Here is a 21,023-nt window from a genome sequence, read left to right on the forward strand (position 1 = left end):
CGCCTTACCGCTGGGCCGGACACTACTTCTGCGTCGGCCACCATTCGACCAGGGCCGCCTCGGCTTCGTCGCGGGTCATCGGACCGCGGTCCAGGCGCAGTTCCTTCAGGAAACGCCACGCCTTGCCGACATCCGGGCCCGGCTTCAGATCCAGCAGCTCCATGATCGCGTTGCCGTCCAGGTCCGGCCGCACCCGCGCCAGATCCTCCTGCTCGGCCAGCACCGCGATGCGCGTCTCCAGCCCGTCGTAGGTCGAACGCAGCGCGGCGGCCCGGCGCTTGTTGCGGGTGGTGCAGTCGGCGCGAACCAGCTTGTGCAGGCGGGGGAGCAGGTCGCCGCCGTCGGTCACGTAGCGGCGCACCGCCGAATCGGTCCACTGACCCTTGCCGTAGCCGTGGAAACGCAGGTGCAGGTACACCAGCCGCGCCACGTCCTCGGTGAACTGCTTGGGATACTTCAAGGCGCGCAGGCGTTTTCGCACCATCTTCGCGCCCACCACCTCGTGATGGTGGAAGCTGACGCCGCCACCGGGCTCATTGCGCTTGGTCGGCGGCTTCCCGATGTCGTGCAGCAGGGCTGCCCACCGCAAGACCAGGTCCGGATCGCCCTCCTCCTGATCGATGGCCTGGCGCAGCACGGTCAGCGAATGCTGGTAGACGTCCTTGTGCTGGTGGTGCTCGTCGATCTCCAGCTGCATGGCCGGAACCTCGGGCAGCACCCGCTCGGCCAGACCGGTCTCGACCATGATGTCGATGCCATCGGTCGGGTACTCGCCGCCGATCAGCTTGTCCAGCTCGGCCTGCACCCGCTCGGCGGTGATGCGGTCGATCTCGGGAGCCATCTCCACGATCGCCGCCCGCACCCGCGGGGCCAGCTCGAAACCCAGCTGCGAGACGAACCGCGCGCCGCGCAGCATGCGCAGCGGATCGTCGGCGAACGAATCCTGCGGCAGCGCAGGTGTATCCAGGACACCGGCCAGCAGCGCCTCGACACCGCCCAGCGGGTCCACGAACTCCAGCTCGCCCAGCGAGCCGATCCGCACCGCCATGGCGTTCACCGTGAAGTCCCGGCGCACCAGATCACCCTCGAGGGTGTCGCCGAAGGTGACCTCCGGATTGCGGGAGACCCGATCGTAGGCGTCGCTGCGGAACGTGGTGATCTCCAGCTGCTGGCCGTCCTTGGCCGCGCTCACCGTGCCGAAGGCCAGGCCGCCGGTATCCCACAGGTTGTCGGCCCAGCCGCGCATCAACTCCTGCACCACCTCGGGGCGGGCGTCGGTGGTGAAATCCAGATCGGTGCCGAGCCGGCCCAGCACCGCGTCGCGGACGCTGCCACCGACCAGATACAGGTGATGGCCGTGCGCGGCGAACAGTTCGCCGAGGGGAGTCAGCACTTCCGAGAGCCTGCCGAGGGTTATCGCCGCCGCCGCCAGCAAACGAGTACGGCGATCCTCGACAAGCGCGGGGTGACGGAGCGCTGCTTCCTCGGACTTCGGCGAAACCACGAAGACGCAGCTTAGTCGCACGTGGGCGCAATTCCCGAATAGTGTCCCGCGACCCGGTGCGGGCATCCGGCGTGCCGCCTCACGACCGGTGTCTACCTGCTATGAGAGCTCTGTATATATAGGAGCCACCGCGCTGGGGCGGGCAGAGCCGCCCTCCCCTATAGACTGACGCAGTGTCCCCGGCCGATCGTGCGAACAGTCGACGCCGCCAGCCCCGGCGGCGTGGTTCGGCCGGTAATGCGGCGAAAGCTACCGGCGCGGCGAAACCGCGCATGCGCACCGTCCGCGAGACCTCCGCGGGCGGACTCGTGGTGGACGGCCTCGACGGCCCCAGCGAGAAGCGCTGCGCCGCCCTCATCGGGCGCACCGACCGGCGCGGACGCCTGCTCTGGTCCCTGCCCAAGGGACACATCGAAGAAGGCGAGACCTCCGAGCAGACCGCCATCCGGGAAGTCCAGGAGGAGACCGGCATCCACGGCACCGTGGTCGCCGAACTCGGCAGCATCGACTACTGGTTCGTCACCGAGGGCCGGCGGGTACACAAGACCGTGCACCATTACCTGATGCGCTCACTGGGCGGTGAGCTCTCCGACGCCGACGTCGAGGTCACCAAGGTGGCCTGGGTTCCCTTGAGCGAACTGGACTCCCGGCTCGCCTACGCTGACGAACGCAGGCTGGCCGAGGTCGCCAACCGGCTGATCGACCGGATGGAGAACGGCAGACAATGACGCGTGCGGGATCGCGGCGCACGCTGCTGTCACTCGTCGCGGTAATGCTGGCGGTGCTCACGTCACTGGGAATCGGCCCGGGAATCGGCACGCCCATTGCCGCCGCCGAACCCACCGGCAGCGGTAGCGGACAGAACAGTGGACCCAAATTCCTGAAACTGTCACTGGATTCGGTGACACCGACCGCCATCACGGCCGGCAGCGACCCCTACTTCGTGGTGTCGGGCACCGTGACCAATATCGGCGACCGGCCGGTCGACGACGTCAGCGTGCGCATCCAGCGCGGCGCGGCCGTCACCAACCCCAGCGCGCTGCGCACCACGCTGCGCCTGGACCAGGCCAGTTACGACGTCGCCGGTGAATTCCAGGACGTCGCAGACCGATTGACCGCCGGACAGCGCAAGCAGTTCAGCGTCACCGTCGCCCTGCACTCCGGAACCGAGCTGCCCAGCGACATCTCGTCGCTGAACATCGACGCGCCCGGCGTCTACCCGCTGCTGCTCAATGTGAACGGGCAACCCGCCTACGGCGGCCAGGCCCGCCTCGACGACGCCCGCTTCCTGCTGCCGGTGCTCGGCGTGCCCGGCGGCGCCGACCCCAAACACGCGCCCGGCCAGCCCGTCCCGTCCGTCGTCGACGCCCCGCCGGTCGCCACCACCCTGCTCTGGCCGCTGGCCGACCGGCCCCGCCTGGTCGCCGGGCAGCCCGGCGCACCCGACGCCCAGGCCCTGCTCACCGACGACGACCTCGCCGCCTCACTGGCCCAGGGCGGGCGGCTCGACCAGCTGCTCTCGGCCCTGGAGAGCATCGTCAAACCCGACAGCGCCCGCGATCGCAGCCTGATCAACGCGGTCTGCCTGGCCGTCGACCCGGACCTGCTGATCACCGTGTCCGACATGACCAGGGACTACCGGGTGCTGGCCAGCCCCTCCGACCCCGAAGGACCCACCCGGTCCGGCAGCGGCGGCCGCGCCGCCAAGGCGTGGCTGGAACGACTGCGCACGCTCGCGCCCGGAATGTGCGTGACCGCACTGCCGTTCGCGCAGGTCGACCCGAACGCGCTGGCCGCGGCCGGGGACGTCACGCTCGCCGACCGCGCGCTCAACGCGCCCGCCGACCTGGTCGACTCCGTACTCGGCGTGAAATCGGTGCGTGGCGTGGCCATTCCGGACGCGGGCACCGTCGACAACGAGGGCGCCGCGCTCTTCGCGCACCACGGCTTCACCACCACCGTGCTCGCCGACAACGCGGTCGCACCGGCCGACGGCCGCTCCAACCTGCTCACCGCCAAGACGCCGCCCGCGACCCCCGCGGCGCCCGGCGTCGCACCCGAACCCGGCACCCCCGACATGGTCACCCTGGCCGACGTCAGCCCGCCGCCCGCCGGCGGCACCACCACGCAGCCCGCACCGGCCGCGCCGCACGCCGCCACCTTCGACATCTGGGCCGCCACCGCGCTCGCCGCCATCGGATCCAACCCGCCGACCCCGCCCTTCACCCCGGACAAGGCCCGCTACGACGTCACCGTCGACTCGCGCGCCGCCCGGTTGCAGGACGCGCTCGGGGCCGTCGCCTGGACCGCGCTCAACCCACAGCTCGGCCGTCCGCGTTCCGCGCTGCTGGTGCCGCCGCAGCAGTGGGGGGCCAACCGGGACGAGGCCTCCTCCGTTCTCGCCCTGCTGGACCTGCAGCTGCGCAACAACCTCGCCACTCCGCGACCGCTCACCGAACTGCTTGCGCAACAGCCCGATCCGCAGCCCTACACGCTCGACTATCTGGAGCAGGCCGCCGACGACGCGGTCCCCGCGCACTACGCCGAACCCGTGCACCAGCAGGGCCAGCGCATCACCGAACTGATGAGCGCGCTGGTGGACGTGCCGCAGCAGGAACTCAGCCCGCGCGCCTTCCTCACCCCGCTGCGCGACGACCTGATCCGGGTGCTGTCGCTGACCGACCGCCGGGCCGGGGGCGCCGCCGCCGACACCAATGCCCAGCGGCGGCTGGACCAGACCACCAAAACCATGAACAACCTGTACGGATCGGTGACCGTGCTGCCGCCCGGCGGCGTCTACACCCTCGCCTCCGAACAGAGCCCGCTGCTGCTGGTCGCCCGCAACGACCTGCCGGTGGCCATCCGGGTGCGCTTCAAGATCAACGCACCGGCCGAGACGAATATCACCGATATCGGCGAACAGCAGCTGCCGGCCAAGGGAAACCGGTCCTTCCAGATCCCGACCGAGGTCTCCGACAGCCGAAACCTGGCCATTCCGATCGGACTCAGCACACCGGACGGCGTGCCGCTCGGCAACGCGGTATCGGTATCGGTGCGATCCAACGCCTACGGTCAGGTGTTGGCAATAATTACGGCGAGCGCCTGTGCACTCCTGCTCCTGCTGGTCGGTCGCCGGCTCTGGCACCGCTTCCGCGGACAGTCCGATCCGGCCGACGAGGAGGGGTTCGACGCCGGCGCCGCCCACGGTCCCGAGCAGGACGGCCGCGGGCGCAAGCAGGACATGAAACGACAGGAGGCACGGTGAGCGAGTACGGCGGGCCACGCTCATCCGGCCGACCGGAGGACTCATCGGGCCGGGCCGCGGGCCACCCCGGACATCACGAAGGACAGGGCGGGCGGCAGGACGGGCCCGACGGGCCGCAGCAGGCGCGCCGCGCCCCCTCCGCGCCGTGGGAACGCGGCGCGCCCCGCCCCGGACCGCGCGGTCCGCAGGGCCCCGCCTCCGGAGCACAGCGAGCGGTTCCCGGTAATCCGCAGGGCATTCCGGGCCGCCCTTATCCGGGTCAACCGACCGGTCCGCAACGACACGTCCCCGCGCCCGGCGAATCCGGGCCCATCATGCGACGACCCCAGCAGGGCCGCCCCGAACCCGCCGCCGGCCACGTCCCGCCCGAAGAGCGCTACCACTGGGGACATCCCGGCGCCGCGGGTAACCGCGCGCCCGGAACCGGGCCCATCTCGATGCCACCCGACGCCCAGCGCTACCCGACGCCTCCCATGTCGAATCCGCGCCCGATGGCCGCACCGCGCCCTGGACCGCCGACCGGGCCACAGCGGCAAGCCAATTCGGGCCGGCAGGCCGTGGTCACCGCACCGCGCGCCGAGGAGAAGCCGGACAACTCCAACGCCAAACTCGTGCGCGACACCGGCTCGCTCGCGCTGGCGACGCTGATCAGCCGCATCACCGGATTCGCGAAACAGGCGCTGCTGCTGACCGTGCTCGGCCCAGCCATCGCCAGTGCCTTCACCATCGCCAGCTCGATCCCCAACATGATCTCCGAGCTGCTGCTCGGCGCGGTGCTCACCGCCATCGTGGTGCCCACCCTGGTCCGCGCCGAACGCGAGGACGCCGACGGGGGAGCGGCCTTCGTCCGACGGTTGTTCACCACCGCGCTCACCGTGCTCGGCACCGGAACCGTCATCGCGCTGATCCTGACCCCGGTGCTCACCGAGCACGTCTTCCTGTCCAGCGACAGCAAGGTCAACTCCGCACTCACCACGGCGCTGACCTTCATGTTGGTGCCCGCAGTGCTGCTGTACGGCATGTCGGCGCTGCTCATGGCGATCCTGAACACCCACCAGGTGTTCAAACCCGGCGCCTGGGCGCCGGTGCTCAACAACTGCGTCGCCCTGGTGGTGCTCGGGCTCTACGCCCTGCTACCCGGCGAGCTGACGCTGAACCCGGTCCGGATGGGCGAACCCAAACTGCTGCTGCTCGGCATCGGCACCACCGTCGGCGTCGCCGTCCAGGTCGCCACCCTGCTGCCCGCCATCCGCCGCGAAGGCATCGACCTGCGGCCGCTGTGGGGCGTCGACGCCCGGCTCAAGCAGTTCGGCGGCATGGCCGCGGCCATCATCCTGTACGTGCTGATCAGCCAGATCGGCTTCAGCTTCACCCTGCGCGTGGCCTCGCACGCCGACGTCGCGGGCCCGACCATCTACCAGAACGCGTGGCTGCTGCTGCAGCTGCCGTGGGGCGTGCTCGGCGTGACCCTGCTGACCGCGATCATGCCGCGACTCAGCCGCAACGCCGCCGCCGACGACACACCGGCCGTGGTCGACGACCTGAGCGCGGCCACCCGGCTCACCATGATCGCGCTGGTGCCGATCGTCACCTTCCTGACCTTCGCCGGCACCCAGATCGGTGAGGCCATCTACGGGTACGGCCGCTTCGGCGGCGACGCGGCCCGCCTCGGCGAAGCCGTGTCCTGGTCCGCGTTCAACCTGATCCCGTACGCGCTGGTGCTGATCCACCTGCGCGTCTTCTACGCCCGCGAACAGGCGTGGACGCCCACCTGGATCATCCTCGGCATCACCAGCGTGCAGATCACGCTGTCGGCGCTGGCGCCGGTGTTCTTCTCACCCGAGCACGTGGTCATCGCGCTCGGCGTGGCCCGCGGGCTCGGCTTCGTCACCGGCGCGATGATCGGCGGCTGGCTGCTGCACCGCAGCCTCGGCGATCTGCGGATGGCCAATGTCGGCCAGACCATCACGCGCGTCGTGCTCGCCTCGCTGGCGGGCGGCGCGGTGCTGCTCATCGTGGACAAGGTGCTGGGCCTGCACCGGCTCTCGGACTCCTTCGGCGGCTTCGGCTCGCTCATCCGGGTCGGCATCACCGCGATCGTCATGTTCGGCGTGGCCTTCGGGCTGATGCGCCTGCTCGGCATCCCCGAGATCGTGGCCATCACCGTCGCCGTGTCGCGGCGGCTCGGCTTCACGCCGCCGGCCCCGGATCTGGACCTCGACGGCACCCCGCTCGAGGACCTCCACGAGACCACCCTGCTGCCCAAACCGGACCTGCGCGCCGCGCCGTACTACTACCGCTTCGATCCGTACCTCGACGCGCAGACCATGGTGCTTCCGGTCATCCGACCCGATGCGGTTGAACTCACCGAGAAGGTGGAGTTCCCGTACCCTGTTCGGCAGGCAAACGCAACTGCCCAAACCGGCCTGCCCGCGGACAGCTCCCGCGGCGCGCCGGATGCCGCCCGGAACCCCGACGGCGGCTTCCGCACTACTCCGGAGGCCGCAGCGGCGGGTCCGGCGCCGACACATCGGTCTTCGAGATATGAGGGCGAAGGAGGACAGAGGGTGAGCGACGACGCGGCGGGCGGTGTTCCGGCCGCCGAATCCGCACAGGCCGCGGGCGGCGGGCTCTCCACGGACACCCCTCCGGCCGGCGAGGCCGGCGGAAAGCCCGGGGTCAGAGCCGAGTCCGCGGACCGCAAGAGCGGTTCCGGCGGACCGGAGGAACTACCGGAGGACCAGGACCACGCGGGTCCCGAAACCGGTGTCTACGAGGCCATCTCACCGCAGATGCCGCCCATGCGGGTGGAATCGCCGACCAAGCGGATCCAGCGCGGCCCCAAGCTGACCCCCGGCGCCTCCGTGGCGGGCGGCCGCTACCGGCTGCTGGCCGGGCACGGCGGCGCACGCGGCCTGCGCTTCTGGCAGGCCCTGGACGTGAAGCTCGACCGCGAGGTGGCCCTCACCTTCGTCGACGCCGACCAGGAGGCCACCGAGAACTCCGGGCACGACGGACCGCAGGCCATCCTGTCCCGCACCCTGCGCCTGGGCCGGATCAACTCGCCCGGCCTGGCCCGCGTCCTGGACGTGGTGCGCGGCTCCTCCGGCGGCATCGTGGTGGCCGAATGGACGCCCGGCCGCTCGCTCAAGGAGATGGCCGACACCGTGCCGTCCCCGATCGGCGCGGCCCGCGCCATCCGGGCGCTGGCGGCCGCGGCCGAGATGGCGCACCGCGGCGGCGGCTCGCTGTCCATCGACCACCCCGACCGGGTGCGGATCAGCGCCTCCGGCGACGCCGTGCTGGCCTTCCCCGGCACCCTGTCCGACTCCGACGCCCAGTCCGACGTGCGCGGGCTCGGCGCCATGCTCTACGCGCTCATCACCGCGCACTGGCCCATCCGCCCCGGCGGCATCTCCGGCACCGCGATCACCGTCGGCGGACTGCCGCTGGCCGATTTCGGGCCCGACGGAACCCCGGTGGAGCCCCGCAACATCCGGCCCGAGGTGCCCTTCGAGATCTCCGCGGTCGCGGTGCGCTCGCTGGAGTCCAACAAGGGCGTCCGCACCGCCGCCACCGTCCAGCACGTGCTGGAGCAGGCGTCGGTGGTGGACCAGAAGACCGACTTCATCCCGGTGCTGCGGCTCGGGCAGAAGCCGCCCAGCGCACCCGACGAGACCCTCGCCGATCCGGAACTGCTCGCCGCCGAGAAGGAACGCTCGCAGCGGATGATGTGGATCCTGGTCGGACTCGGCGTGCTGGCCGCGCTCGTGGTCGGCGTCATCATCTGGTGGCTGCTGAGCGTGTTCGCGCCCGGCTCCTCCAACGCGCCGCTCAACGAACAGCGCAATATCGGCCTCACCACCTCGGCGACGCCGCCGCCCAGCCCGGGCGCGGCCACCCAGACCCCGGTCGGCGCGCCGCCCGTCGGCGGTGTGCCGGTGCCGGTCACCGGCGCGACGGTGTTCTCCCCGGAGGGCACCCCGGACAATGTGGGCAGCGTCGGGGCCGTGCTGGACAACAACCCCACCACCACCTGGCGCAGCGACGCCTACTTCCAGCAGTTCCCGGCCCTCAAGAAGGGCGTGGGCGTGCTCGCCACCCTCGGCAGCCCGTCCAAGCTGACCAAGGTGAGCATCGAATCGCCTTCGCCCGGAACGCAGGTCGAGATCCGCACCTCGCCGACCGCCTCCCCGACCCTCGACCAGACCCAGCTGGTCGGGTCGGCGGTGCTCGGCGAGGGTACGACCGAGATCCCGGTGCGGGCCGACCAGCCCGCCCGGTACGTGCTCCTGTGGATCACCCAGCTCGCGAACAACGGTGGCCAGTTCCAGTCGGCCATCGCCGAAATCCGCTTCGAAGCAAGTGCCTGACGGGCTCTTCCGACATCCTCAGCGCTGACCGCCACCAGGTCGCTTGATACGAACCAAACGCCCGCTACCTGCGCATTCTCGCGCGATTCACCGCTGCTGAACCGTTGTCCCCGATATGATCTTGACACTCTCGGCATGGGGAGTTCGCCGCTCTGAGGGGATGCATTGTCGTCACCGAACGCAGTGTCAGCATCGAGGACAGAGTCACCGTCGAACGCGAGCGATCGCGAACTATTGGCCGCGCACGCCGCGGGCGCACCGCACGCCTTCGCCGAACTGTTCCGCCGCCATCGCGACCACCTCTACCAAACCGCGCTACGCGCCTCCTACAGTCCCGAGGACGCCGCCGACTCGCTCCAGGACGCCCTGCTGTCCGCGCATCGCGGCGCGGCCGGATTCCGCGGCGACGCCGAGGTCCGCAGCTGGATGCACCGCATCGTGGTCAACGCCTGCCTGGACCGTATCCGCCGCAACAAACTGCGCCGCACCGAACCGCTGTCCGAGGACACCGCCGACGAGCCCGCTTGTCCGCGAGACGATTTCGCGGCCCTGGAGGCCAGCCTACTGGTCGACGCGGCACTGTTCACGCTGCCCGCCGACCAGCGCACCGCACTGGTCGCGGTGGAACTCGAGGGCTACTCCATCGCGGATGCCGCTGCCCTGCTGGGCATCCCGGAGGGCACGGTCAAGAGCCGCTGCGCCCGCGGCCGCCGTAGGCTCGAGATGAAACTTCGCGAATAGGACGTTTGCACCCCGACACAGCCGGGCAATGAACACCTGAATTCCGCTCGAACACCGCACTATTGGGGGAACCTTGTACGGTTCCCGTACGTCCGATACGAAGACAGGTCTGTGATTCCCACTCGACGCCCTGGAGGGGCAATGGAGGAAACCTTCTCCACCGAGCTGCTGGCCGATCTGCACGGCGGCAGCCTGCCGCCGGAGCAGGCCGCACGGCTCTGGCCCGCGGTCCGGCGCGACCCGGAGGCCATGCGCTACCTCGAGGCCCTCGACGGCATCGACGACCGGCTGCGCGAACTCGGACGCGACGAGAACATCACCCGCCCCATCCCCACCGACGTGGCCGACCGCTTGGAACGCATGATCGACGACCTCGCGGCCGGGGACACCCCTATCCCCACCGCACCCATGCCGGTCCTCGACGGCTCCATCTTCGCCACCGGCCGCCTCGACCCCCGCGAACTCGAGGAACCGCTCCTCCCGCCGGACCTGGACGAGGACGAGACCGAGCCCGCCGAGTTCACCGAACGCCCGTCCCGCCGCCTGCGCTGGCTCACCGCCGCCGCGGCCGCCGCCGCCCTGGCCGCGGGCGCCGTCGTCGCCGTGGACGCCCTGAGCACCCGCCCGACCACCCCGGCCGCCCAGCCCAGCGCCGACGAACTGGACCCCGCCCTCTCACCCGGCGTCGTCCTGACCGCCATGGGCCGCCACGACATCACCGGCCCCCTGGCCGCGGGCACCGCCCTCAGAGACTGCCTACGCGCCGCCGATCTGGACCGCCAGGTCCTCGGCAGCCGCAGCGTCGTGTTCTCCGGCACCCCGGGTGTCCTGGTCCTGCTCCAAGGCCCGAAAGCGCCACAGATCACTGCGGCCGTGCTCGGAACGAACTGCGCGCCCGGCCATCCGCAGGTCCTCGGCCGCACCGATATCGGCTAGCCCGTCCGCGAACCCGCCGCAGCGAGCGGAGGCGATCAAGCCCGGGAATGACAGCGTTTAGGCTGTTGTTGACCGGTTCGCTCACGCTCGAGCGATCGAGATTCTGTACTACAGCTTCGGAGGGCCATCTTGAGCACGCCTGTTCGCGACCTGATCATCGTCGGCTCCGGCCCGGCCGGCTACACCGCCGCGGTGTACGCCGCCCGCGCGGAACTGGAACCGCTGCTGTTCGAGGGCACCCAGTTCGGCGGCGCGCTCATGACCACCACCGAGGTCGAGAACTTCCCCGGCTTCCGCGAGGGCATCATGGGCCCCGATCTGATGGAGGAGATGCGGGAGCAGGCCAAGCGCTTCGGCACCGACATCCGCACCGAGGACGTGGACGCCCTCGACCTGACCGGTCCGGTCAAGAAGGTGACCGTCGGCGGCGACGTGTACGAGGCGCACGCCGTGATCCTCGCCATGGGTTCGGCGGCCCGCTACCTCAATGTCCCGGGCGAACAGGAGCTGCTCGGCCGCGGCGTCAGCGCCTGCGCCACCTGTGACGGCTTCTTCTTCAAGGGCCAGGACATCGTGGTGGTCGGCGGCGGCGACTCGGCCATGGAAGAGGCGACCTTCCTCACCAAGTTCGCCAGCTCGGTGACCGTCATCCACCGCCGCGAGGAGTTCCGCGCCTCCCGGATCATGCTCGAACGGGCCAAGAACAACGACAAGATCCGCTTCATCCTGAACTCGGAAGTCACTGCGGTGCACGGTGATTCGAGCGTCACCAGCCTGACCCTGCGCGACACCCGCACCGGTGAGACCTCCGAGCTGGCCGCCACCGGCCTGTTCGTCGCCATCGGCCACGACCCGCGCAGCGAACTGGTGCGCGGCCAGGTCGATCTGGACGACGAGGGCTACGTGCTGGTCCAGGGCCAGAGCACCTACACCTCGGTGCCGGGCGTCTTCGCCGCCGGCGACCTGGTGGACCACACCTACCGGCAGGCCATCACCGCCGCCGGCACCGGCTGCCGCGCGGCCATCGACGCCGAGCGCTGGCTCGCCGACCAGGGTGACATCACCAGCAACACTCTCGATCACGCCGGTCAGCCGGTGGAAGTGAACAACTAAGGAGTTTGGCAATGTCCGACGCCAAGACCGGTGCCACCAAGACGGTGACCGACGCCACCTTCGCCGACGAAGTACTGCTCAGCGAGAAGCCCGTGCTCGTCGACTTCTGGGCGGCCTGGTGCGGCCCGTGCAAGATGGTCGCCCCCGTGCTGGAGGAGATCGCCGCCAACACGGACAAGATCACCATCGCCAAGCTCGATGCCGACAACAACCCGGAGACCTCGAAGCACTACGGGATCCTGTCGCTGCCTACCATGGTCCTGTTCCAAGGGGGCAAGGAAACCAAGCGGATCGTCGGAGCAAAGGGCAAAGCCGCCCTCTTGCGCGAACTCGAAGAAGTTCTTTAGCGACGCTGGATAGAATTTCGGCGCCAGCGGGGGCCTACGTGGTTACACAGGCAAGCGCGGAGAGGCGGAGCGACGCCTTCGGCCCCTGACGCTGGCGCCGGGGTTAGTATCCCTGCACTCGACAGTTGCCGAAATTCGGTCCGGGTCTGAAACAATCGTTCGACGCTCCGGTCGCGCGGTGGTGTGAACCACCGCGCGAATGGGTACCCGGGTTGGCGGAAGGAAAGGGCTCTCACGCATGCACCGACTTCGTCACGGCGATACAGGACCAGCCGTAGCAGAGGTTCGGAGCACCCTGGCAAGCCTCGGGTTCCTGCACACTCATCCCACCAGCGATCCGGCGGGTCTGGACGGGGAGTACTGGAAGGACGCCGACGCCACCTTCGACCATGATCTGGACTCCGCGGTCCGCGCTTTTCAGCAATACCGCGGTCTCCTGGTCGATGGCGTGGTCGGCCCGGCCACCTACCGTGCGCTGAAGGAGGCCTCGTACCGCCTCGGCGCCCGTACGCTCATCTACCAGCTCTCCGCACCGCTCTACGGCGACGACGTCGCCACCCTGCAGCGTCGGCTGCAGGATCTCGGCTTCTATGTGGGCCGGGTCGACGGGTACTTCGGCCCGCACACCCACGATGCGCTCACCGCGTTCCAGCGCGAGATCGGGCTCTCCTCGGACGGCATCTGCGGTCCGGACACGCTCCGCTCGCTGGATCTGCTGGGCGCCCGCGTCACCGGCGGCAATCCGCATCGGATCGCCGAGGAAGAGGTGGTGCACCGGGCCGGGCCGCAGCTCACCGGCAAGCGCATCGTCATCGATCCGGGTCTGGGTGGGCCGGACAAGGGTTCGCCGGTGCCGACCGAATTCGGTGACGTCTACGAATCGGAGATCCTCTGGGATCTGGCCAGCCGGCTCGAAGGCCGCATGGCGGCAACGGGTATGGAGACCTTCCTGTCGCGGCCGTGGGGGGCCAACCCCTCCGATGCCGAGCGGGCGGAGACCTCCAATACCTTCGACGCCGACCTGATGATCTCGCTGCGCTGCGCCAGCAGTGACAACGATTCCGCCAGCGGCGTGGCCAGCTTCCACTTCGGCAACTCGCACGGGTCGACCTCGATGATCGGTCAGGTGCTGGCCGGGTTCATCCAGCGCGAGATCGTGGCCCGCACCTCGCTGCAGGACTGCCGGACCCACGCCCGCACCTGGGACCTGCTGCGCCTCACCAAGATGCCGACCGTGCAGGTCGACATCGGCTATCTCACCAGTGATTACGACGCGACGGTGCTGACCAACCCGCGCATGCGCGACGTCATCGCCGAGGCCATCCTGATCTCGGTGAAGCGGCTGTACCTGCTGGGCCAGGACGACCAGCCCACCGGGACTTACACATTCGCCGAACTGCTCGCCGAAGAGTTGGCGGCCGCAGACCGGCTGTAATGTTTCACATGAAACAACCCCGCCTCCCGAACTTCCGGGAGGCGGGGTTTTTCGTTGTGGTGGAACCGGGCGGGGGAGTGGTCAGCGGGTGGAGATGCGGGTCGGCATGGTGAGCGCCGCCGCCGCGAGGAGCTGATCGAGCGCGCGCTCGACGTCTTCCTTCCACAGGTGCTCGTGATCCAATTCCAGCCGCAGGCGCGGGAACCGGTGATGCGAGGCGACCACCTTGAATCCGACGTCCTCCAGGAAGTCCGCCTCGATCATGCAGTTCTCGGGGGAGCACCCCGAGGGCGACGGTGCGGGGGAGCGCAACGGCGAACCGATCCGCTCGCGCAGCGACATGGAACCGACGGCGGGCATGGAACTGGTCGGCGGATCCTTGCGGATACCGAACGCCTCGATGGCCCGCACACCGCGGCGTACCAGATCGCCCACCACGGCCTGGAGCAGCTGCTGACCAACCTGCTCCCCTTGGAACGGGATTTCGGCGCTCAGCGTGGTCAGCAGCACCGCATCCGGGCTCACCGGGGACGTGGGGAAGAGACCCGCGCGCGGCACCGCACTCGGTGGCGCGTAGATGGCACAGCCGGCCGGTTTGTCCTCGATGACGGCGACCTGGCCACACAACCCCCACTGCAACATGACGGTCGAGAGCCAGGCCTCCTTTTCGAAGACCGGGTCACTGAAGCTATGGGAATCCGCCGCCACCGCCGGATCGATCTCCCAGAACACGCATCGCCGCGCATGCACCGGGAGTTTGTCGAGTCCGCCGAGGGTAAGTGCGGTCACGCTGGTCGACACTGCTCTGCTCAGCCTCCAGCTGTCTGATTCATCCACACTCACGCCGCATCACACAGTGCTCGCCAGCAAGAATAAGCGATCAACGCTTTACGCCTCTCCAGGGCCGTAAACCCGAACGTCACAGTGACGTTTCCACTGTGACCTCCGGGATGGGCCCTCCTTAGGGCCTGGACTGCTCCATCATGCTGACAATCCGCTCCAGATCGTCGATGGAGCCGAATTCGACAGTGATCTTTCCCTTGCGCTTGCCGAGGCTGACCGTGACGCGAGTGTCGAACGACTCCGACAACCGCTCCGCCACATCCTGCAGACCCGGCATCTGAATCGGCTTCCGCTTCGCCGCCGGGGGAGCGGCCGCATCCGGATTCCGGTTCGCCAGCGTCACCGCTTCCTCGGTGGCCCGGACCGACATGCCCTCGGCGACGATCCGCGCGGCCAACGCCTCCTGCGCATCGGCTCCCGCCTCCAGCGCCAGCAGAGCGCGCGCGTGGCCGGCGGACAAGACGTTCGCGGCCACCCGGCGCTGCACCGGAATCGGAAGCTTCAGCAGCCGAATCATATTCGTCACCACCGGACGCGAGCGGCCGATCCGCGAAGCCAGTTCCTCGTGGGTGACGCCGAACTCCTCCAGCAGCTGCTGATAGGCGGCCGCCTCTTCGAGCGGGTTCAGCTGCACGCGATGGATGTTCTCCAGCAACGCATCCCGCAGCATGGAGTCGTCCGCGGTCTCGCGCACGATGGCGGGGATGGCCTCCAGCCCCGCCTCCTGGCTGGCCCGCCAACGCCGCTCACCCATGATGAGCTGATAGCGGGGGACCGGCCCGGACTCGACCTGACGCACCACGATGGGCTGCATCAGACCGAATTCCTTGATGGAGTGCACCAGTTCGGCCAGCGCCTCTTCTTCGAAGACGGAGCGCGGCTGCTTCGGGTTGGGCTCGATCTGCTGCGGCGGGATCTCCCGGTACACCGCACCCGGGTCCGCGCCGTCGACCGCCTCGACCGGATCGGGGACCCGATGCAGGTGCGCCGACGCGGGTTGCGGCCCGCTCGGATCGACGCCGATGACGACATTGGCCGCGGCACTGCCGAGCCCGCCCGGTGTGGTGGCCGGTCCGGTCGGAATCAATGCCGCGAGGCCGCGCCCCAGTCCACCCTTCTTCGCCTGACTCATCGGCCTACCGACCCCTTCCATTGTTCACCGTCACCGCCACCGAGATTCTCTATCTACACACCGGATTGTGCGTCCGAAGCGGGCACCTGCGCCGCTTGGCGCGCCGAGTTCCGCGACGCGATCTCACGACCGGCGTCGAGGTAGCTCATCGCACCCCGCGAGCCCGGATCGTAATCGAGGACGGTCATGCCGTACCCGGGAGCCTCCGACACCTTCACGCTGCGGGGGATGACCGAGCGCAGCACCGCGTCACCGAAGTGCGAGCGGACTTCCTCGGCCACCTGATCGGCGAGCTTGGTGCGGCCGTCGTACATGGTGAGCACGACGGTGGAGACGTGCAGTCCGGGATTCAGGTGCGCCTGCACCAGACCAATATTGCGGAGCAGCTGACCCACGCCCTCGAGTGCGTAGTACTCGCACTGGATGGGGATCAACACCTCCTTGGCGGCGACCATGGCATTGACGGTGAGCAGACCCAGCGACGGCGGGCAGTCGATCATCACGTAGTCGATGTCGTACCCGGCGAGGTTGGCTTCCTGGATGGCGGCCTTGAGGCGACCCTCGCGGGCGACCATGGAGACGAGTTCGATCTCGGCGCCGGCGAGGTCGATGGTGGCGGGGATGCAGAGCAGTCGTTCATTGTGCGGGCTCTGCTGGATGGCGTCGCTGACCGAGCACTCGCCGATGAGGAGTTCGTAGCTGGACGGGGTGCCCGACTGGTGGGGGATGCCGAGCGCGGTGCTGGCATTGCCCTGCGGGTCGAGGTCGATGACGAGCACCCGCATGCCCTGGATGGCGAGCGCGGCAGCCAGATTCACGGCCGTGGTGGTCTTGCCCACGCCGCCCTTCTGATTGGCGATGGTGATGACGCGCTGTTCTTTGGGACGTGGAATGTGGGCATTGGTTCCCGACAGCACCTGGCTGGCGCGCTGCGCCTCGGCGGCAATCGGGGTGTCGGCGGAGATGTTGCCGTAGGGGGTGCGGCTGAACTCGTCCGTTTCGAAGGGACCGCTATCGAGCATGCCGGGAACCCGAGACGTTGTTTCCCGTGAAACATTCGTCGGACCGTTGGACATACAGGCTCCTAACCCCGAGAACTCAAAGACACGTGGCCGAGCTGAAATTCGCGCGCCTGGCAGCAGCAGCCGCGTCACTGCGTTGTCACTGAGGGCTGGCTGGAATCGGCTGGAAGTCGTTCATTGCTCGACGTTCATTAGCTTGCCAGTAGAGGACACAATACGGAAGTTGAACGCACAGCTTCGCACCACGACACACCCCGAGGCGACTCAAAGATCGCAAAGGGGTGCATGTTTCACGGGAAACATCGCTTCGTCAGTGACGCTTCGAGGGCGGGGTCCCACGACCCCCGGCTTTGCGCTCCGCACTCGCCGCTTTGCGTTCCGCACTGCCCGCCTTGCGCTCCGCGCGACGCTCGGCGCGGGCCAGCCGCTCCGCGCTGATGACGAAGGTGGGCGTCTCGAGCACTCCCACACCGCATTCCAGAACTTCGGCGTGACCCGCGCCCGCCTTGGTGAGCTCGTCGCGATCGCGCTCGAGTTCCTCGGCGGCACTGATTCCCTTGAGGGCCAACATCCGTCCGTGCTCGTGCACCAGCGGCATGGACCATCCGGCGAGCTTCGCCAGGGGAGCGACCGCACGGGAGGTGACGATGTCCGCGCCGCCCGCTTCCTTCTTCACGCCCGCCTGCTCGGCCCGGCCGCGCACGATGACGATATTGTCCAGACCCGCCTCGGCCGCGAACTCGGCGAGGAAGACGGTCCGGCGAAGCAGCGGCTCCACCAAGGTGATCCGGAGATCGGGCCGGGCGATGGCGAGCGGGATGCCGGGCAGCCCCGCGCCGCTGCCGATGTCGACCACGCGCGCGCCGGGTGCGATGAGGTCACCGATCACCGCGCAATTGAGGATGTGGCGATCCCAGAGCCGGGGAACCTCGCGGGGGCCGATCAGTCCGCGCTCCACACCCGCGGTCGCGAGCGCGGTGTAGTACTGCCGGGCCTTGTCGAGCCGATCGCCGAAAACGACCGCGGCGGCGGGCGGCGGATCGACCGGACCCGGAGCGGTCATCTCGGTGTCTGGTTCCACGTGAAACATCCTTCCGGGGGGACGACTATAGCTAAAAGAGTAGGGCCCCCGGGTTTCCGAAACCCGGGGGCCCTACCGCTGCGATCCGCGTGTCAGGCGGGGAGTACCACCACGTGACGATTCGGCTCGACACCCTCGCTCTCGCTCACGACACCGTCGATCGCGGCCACGGCGTCGTGCACGATCTTGCGCTCGAACGGAGTCATGGGGGAGAGCGCCTCGCGCTCGCCGGATTCCAGCACGCGCTTGCCGGCCTCGGTGCCGAGCGCGCTCAGCTCCGAACGACGCGCGGCCCGCCAGCCCGCCACATCCAGCATGAGCCGGCTGCGGATGCCGGTCGCCTGCTGCACGGCCAGCCGGGTCAGCTCCTGGAGCGCGTCCAGCACCTCACCGCGGCGGCCCACCAGCTTCGCCAGATCCTTGCCGCCGTCGATGCTCACGATGGCGCGGTCGCCCTCGACATCGAGGTCGATATCGCCGTCGAAGTCGAGGACATCCAGCAACTGCTCGAGGTAGTCGCCGGCGATCTCGCCCTCTTCGATGAGCGCTTCCTCGGCGTCGCCCGGTGCGGCCGTCGCTGACGTCACAGTGGGATCCCCTCCGTCGGTTTCAACAGTCATGGTTGTTTCCTTCATCTGGAGTTGCAAGTCTCAGCGACGCCGCTTCTGGTTGGCGCGACCACGGTTGCCCGACCGCTTCTTTCCGGTGGTGGGCTTGGCGCCGGCGGCCGGCTTGGCGGGGGTCACACCATTCTGCGACGCGTCGTCGGCGGCATCGGTCACGGCGTCCTCGACCTTGGTCCCGGACTGCTTCTTGCGGACGTCGACCGGCTTCGCGCCCGGCTTCGGGGCGTTCTGGGCGCGGCGCTCGATCGCGGCAGCCTTCTTCTCGTCTTCTTCCTTGCTGATCTTGCTGAAGACGAGGTGCTGCTGACCGTAGGTCCAGATGTTGTTGGAGACCCAGTAGATCAGGATGGCGACGGGCAGGAACGGACCACCGACGAGCACGCCGAGCGGGAACACGTACAGCGCCAGCTTGTTCATCATGGCGGCCTGCGGGTTGGCCGCGGCCTCCGCCGACTGCCGTTCCACCGAGGCGCGGGCGTTCATGTGGGTCGCGACACCGGCGATCACCATGAGCGGAATCGAGACCAGCGCGATGGCCAGCTTGGTCGGCACGCCGCCGTAATCGGCGAAGGACTCCAGCACCTTCGCCGGCTCGGTGATGTACGCCGAGAGGGGAGCGCCGAAGAGCCGCGCGGTCAGGAACGACTGGACGTCACCCGCGGAGAAGATGTAGTTCGGGGTGTGGGCGTTGTCGTAGGGCGACATGCCCAGCTGCCCGATCCCGGTGCCGGTGCGGTTGAACGACCGCAGCACGTGGAACAGACCCAGGAACACCGGAACCTGCAGCAGCACCGGCAGACAGCCCATGAGCGGGTTGAAGCCGTGTTCCTTCTGCAGCTTCTGCATCTCGACCGTCATCTGCTGACGGTCGTTCTTGTACTTCTTCTGCAGCTCCTTGATCTGGGGCTGCAGCTCCTGCATCTGCCGGGTGGTGCGGACCTGCTTCACGAACGGCTTGTAGAGCACCAGCCGCAACGTGAACACCAGGAACACCACGGCCAGGGCCCAGGCGAATCCGCTGTTCTTGCCCAGCACATACCCGAATGCCTGGTGCCAGAACCACAGAATGGCCGACACCGGGTAATAGATGAAGTCGAGCACGGCGCTATGCACTCCCGTCGTTCGTATCGCCGGTCACCGCGGGCGATGATCCTTCGTAAGCTGATGCCGCGTGCCGGTGCTTGCGCTCCGGAACGGGGTCCCACCCACCAGGGTGCCAGGGCGCACATTTCGCCAGACGGACGGCTGCCAGTCCGAGTCCGACGAACAGTCCGCGGGTGCGCAACGCCGTCACCGCGTACTCACTGCACGTGGGAGTGAATCGGCACACCGGCATGCGGGTGGGGGAGATGTAGGTCCGATACAGCTCGATGAGGAATATCAGAGCTTTGGCCGGTAATCCGGCAGCCGCGCGCAGCGCGCCCGCAGAAGAATGCGGCGCGTTCATGCGAGGGAGCCGAGCTTGCGCAGCCCACTGTGCAACTGGCGCAGCAGTTCTTCGGAGGGCGCGTCGGCGGCACCCGGGAGGGCGCGAATGACAACATCTGCGCCGCCGGGCAATTCGGCCGTCAGGCTTGCGCAGATATGACGCAGGCGGCGGGCCACCCGGTGGCGTACCACCGCCGGACCCACCGCCTTGCTGACGATCAAGCCGAAACGCGGACCGCCCACCCGGATAGCCGGGGTCGATCCGTTCGCTTGATCGTCGTGTAGCAGTACGTGCACAACAAGGTCCCGTCTCCCGATCCGCCGGCCCTGGCGCACCGTCCGGGAAAAGTCGGTGCGCCGGTGCAGCCGGTAGGGCTCAGGCAGCACCTGAGCGTCCAGCGGAGTGCGGGCGGATGGGGGACCGGAGACCGGACGGCGAGTCGCTCATACGACGCCGCATCCGGGGTTTCCGAATCAGGCGGTCAGCTTGGCGCGGCCCTTGCCACGACGAGCCGACACGATGGCGCGACCCGCACGGGTCCGCATCCGGAGACGGAAGCCGTGGACGCGCGCCCGACGACGGTTGTTCGGCTGGAACGTCCGCTTGCCCTTGGCCACGGTCAACACTCCTCTAGGTGGTGGGCGTCCGGTGACGCCCGAAGCTGTTCGGTGAAACGGTGCTCTCGACGGACGGGAGTCCCTCGGCGCAATACCCTTGTCGGCACGGGCAGCAGACAGCCGCCACCGCACCATAGGGTGACTGTAGAAGGGTACTTACCCCCTGGACGAGGGTCAAACTCGGGGGTCGAGGCCCGATTTCGCGGGACTGGATCGATCGTTCCGCGTGGCGCTCGGTGGGGGTTCGTGTCGGAGCACCGGTGTCGTGTACGGTCCTTCCCAGTCCCTTCCGGTGACCGCGGATGGCCTCGTCCTCCGCCCCGCGAGCGGTATTGCCAGCTGGTAGCTGTGAAGCCGCAGGTACGCGCCGGATCCGAGGAATCAGACACGCGGACGCGTGTATCCCCAGGTTGTCCACATCTGTGGATAATTGTGTGGAAATACCCCTGGAGTGGCATATTCGTAGGGCCGACGGTACCCGCCGACGCCCGGTGACTGGGGGAGCCGAGCAGCGCAACCGTCTGCTCCTATCGACCTACATCCGGGGAGGACTGCGTTC

At 68.7% G+C, this 21,023-nt stretch carries 18 protein-coding genes; 8 read left to right on the forward strand and 10 right to left on the reverse strand.

Annotated elements, in window-relative coordinates; genetic code table 11:
• Positions 1-22: 22 nt before the first annotated feature.
• On the reverse strand, positions 23-1,504 hold the full coding sequence (locus ACQP06_RS35390; protein WP_433669512.1) for a CCA tRNA nucleotidyltransferase: 1,482 nt from the start codon (positions 1,502-1,504) through the stop codon (positions 23-25).
• A 173-nt stretch (positions 1,505-1,677) separates the two neighbouring features.
• On the opposite strand from ACQP06_RS35390, the gene ACQP06_RS35395 reads away from it, so the two are divergent.
• The 8 genes from ACQP06_RS35395 (at position 1,678) to ACQP06_RS35430 (ending at position 13,714) form a co-directional block, all read left to right on the forward strand.
• Positions 1,678-2,232: an NUDIX hydrolase gene (locus ACQP06_RS35395; RefSeq protein ID WP_357088536.1), complete on the forward strand. Its 555-nt coding sequence runs from the start codon at positions 1,678-1,680 to the stop codon at positions 2,230-2,232.
• Positions 2,229-4,769 (forward strand): DUF6049 family protein, encoded by a 2,541-nt coding sequence (locus tag ACQP06_RS35400; RefSeq protein WP_433669514.1) that lies wholly within the window; start codon positions 2,229-2,231, stop codon positions 4,767-4,769. The genes ACQP06_RS35395 and ACQP06_RS35400 overlap by 4 nt, the downstream gene beginning before the upstream one ends.
• Positions 4,770-5,242: 473 nt before the next feature.
• Entirely contained in the window at positions 5,243-9,142 is a 3,900-nt protein-coding gene (locus ACQP06_RS35405) for a murein biosynthesis integral membrane protein MurJ (protein ID WP_433673531.1), read from the forward strand.
• 183 nt (positions 9,143-9,325) lie between these two features.
• Positions 9,326-9,883, forward strand: coding sequence for an RNA polymerase sigma factor SigM (gene sigM / locus ACQP06_RS35410; protein ID WP_433669516.1), 558 nt, complete (start codon positions 9,326-9,328; stop codon positions 9,881-9,883).
• A 141-nt stretch (positions 9,884-10,024) separates the two neighbouring features.
• Positions 10,025-10,819, forward strand: a complete 795-nt coding sequence (locus ACQP06_RS35415) for a hypothetical protein (RefSeq protein ID WP_433669517.1) — start codon at positions 10,025-10,027, stop codon at positions 10,817-10,819.
• A 129-nt stretch (positions 10,820-10,948) separates the two neighbouring features.
• Positions 10,949-11,932 carry a thioredoxin-disulfide reductase gene (gene trxB, locus ACQP06_RS35420; protein ID WP_433669519.1) on the forward strand — a complete coding sequence of 328 codons (984 nt, stop codon included), beginning with the start codon at positions 10,949-10,951 and terminating at the stop codon, positions 11,930-11,932.
• A gap of 11 nt (positions 11,933-11,943) precedes the next feature.
• Positions 11,944-12,279 carry a thioredoxin gene (trxA, locus tag ACQP06_RS35425; protein ID WP_357088521.1) on the forward strand — a complete coding sequence of 112 codons (336 nt, stop codon included), beginning with the start codon at positions 11,944-11,946 and terminating at the stop codon, positions 12,277-12,279.
• Between the two features lie 238 nt (positions 12,280-12,517).
• On the forward strand, positions 12,518-13,714 hold the full coding sequence (locus ACQP06_RS35430; RefSeq protein WP_379271853.1) for an N-acetylmuramoyl-L-alanine amidase: 1,197 nt from the start codon (positions 12,518-12,520) through the stop codon (positions 13,712-13,714).
• A gap of 81 nt (positions 13,715-13,795) precedes the next feature.
• Here the strand turns inward: ACQP06_RS35430 and ACQP06_RS35435 are convergent, their stop codons facing one another.
• From ACQP06_RS35435 to rpmH, 9 genes are all read right to left on the reverse strand, one after another.
• Entirely contained in the window at positions 13,796-14,515 is a 720-nt protein-coding gene (locus ACQP06_RS35435) for a GNAT family N-acetyltransferase (RefSeq protein ID WP_433669522.1), read from the reverse strand.
• A gap of 160 nt (positions 14,516-14,675) precedes the next feature.
• Positions 14,676-15,689 (reverse strand): ParB/RepB/Spo0J family partition protein, encoded by a 1,014-nt coding sequence (locus tag ACQP06_RS35440; RefSeq protein ID WP_433669523.1) that lies wholly within the window; start codon positions 15,687-15,689, stop codon positions 14,676-14,678.
• A 53-nt stretch (positions 15,690-15,742) separates the two neighbouring features.
• On the reverse strand, positions 15,743-16,765 hold the full coding sequence (locus tag ACQP06_RS35445) for a ParA family protein (RefSeq protein WP_433669525.1): 1,023 nt from the start codon (positions 16,763-16,765) through the stop codon (positions 15,743-15,745).
• Positions 16,766-17,021: 256 nt separating this feature from the next.
• Complete coding sequence (gene rsmG, locus ACQP06_RS35450; RefSeq protein ID WP_433669527.1) at positions 17,022-17,801, reverse strand: 16S rRNA (guanine(527)-N(7))-methyltransferase RsmG; 780 nt, start codon at positions 17,799-17,801, stop codon at positions 17,022-17,024.
• 83 nt (positions 17,802-17,884) lie between these two features.
• A complete protein-coding gene (locus ACQP06_RS35455; protein ID WP_433669528.1) occupies positions 17,885-18,412 on the reverse strand; it encodes a protein jag in 528 nt (175 codons plus the stop codon).
• 30 nt (positions 18,413-18,442) lie between these two features.
• On the reverse strand, positions 18,443-19,519 hold the full coding sequence (yidC, locus tag ACQP06_RS35460) for a membrane protein insertase YidC (protein WP_433673532.1): 1,077 nt from the start codon (positions 19,517-19,519) through the stop codon (positions 18,443-18,445).
• 4 nt (positions 19,520-19,523) lie between these two features.
• Entirely contained in the window at positions 19,524-19,865 is a 342-nt protein-coding gene (gene yidD / locus ACQP06_RS35465; protein ID WP_357088502.1) for a membrane protein insertion efficiency factor YidD, read from the reverse strand.
• Positions 19,862-20,233, reverse strand: coding sequence for a ribonuclease P protein component (rnpA, locus tag ACQP06_RS35470; protein WP_357088500.1), 372 nt, complete (start codon positions 20,231-20,233; stop codon positions 19,862-19,864). The genes yidD and rnpA overlap by 4 nt, the downstream gene beginning before the upstream one ends.
• 87 nt (positions 20,234-20,320) lie before the next feature.
• Complete coding sequence (rpmH, locus tag ACQP06_RS35475; protein ID WP_033085250.1) at positions 20,321-20,464, reverse strand: 50S ribosomal protein L34; 144 nt, start codon at positions 20,462-20,464, stop codon at positions 20,321-20,323.
• Positions 20,465-21,023: the final 559 nt, after the last annotated feature.

The organism is Nocardia sp. CA-136227 (assembly GCF_050955695.1).
Classification (GTDB): domain Bacteria; phylum Actinomycetota; class Actinomycetes; order Mycobacteriales; family Mycobacteriaceae; genus Nocardia.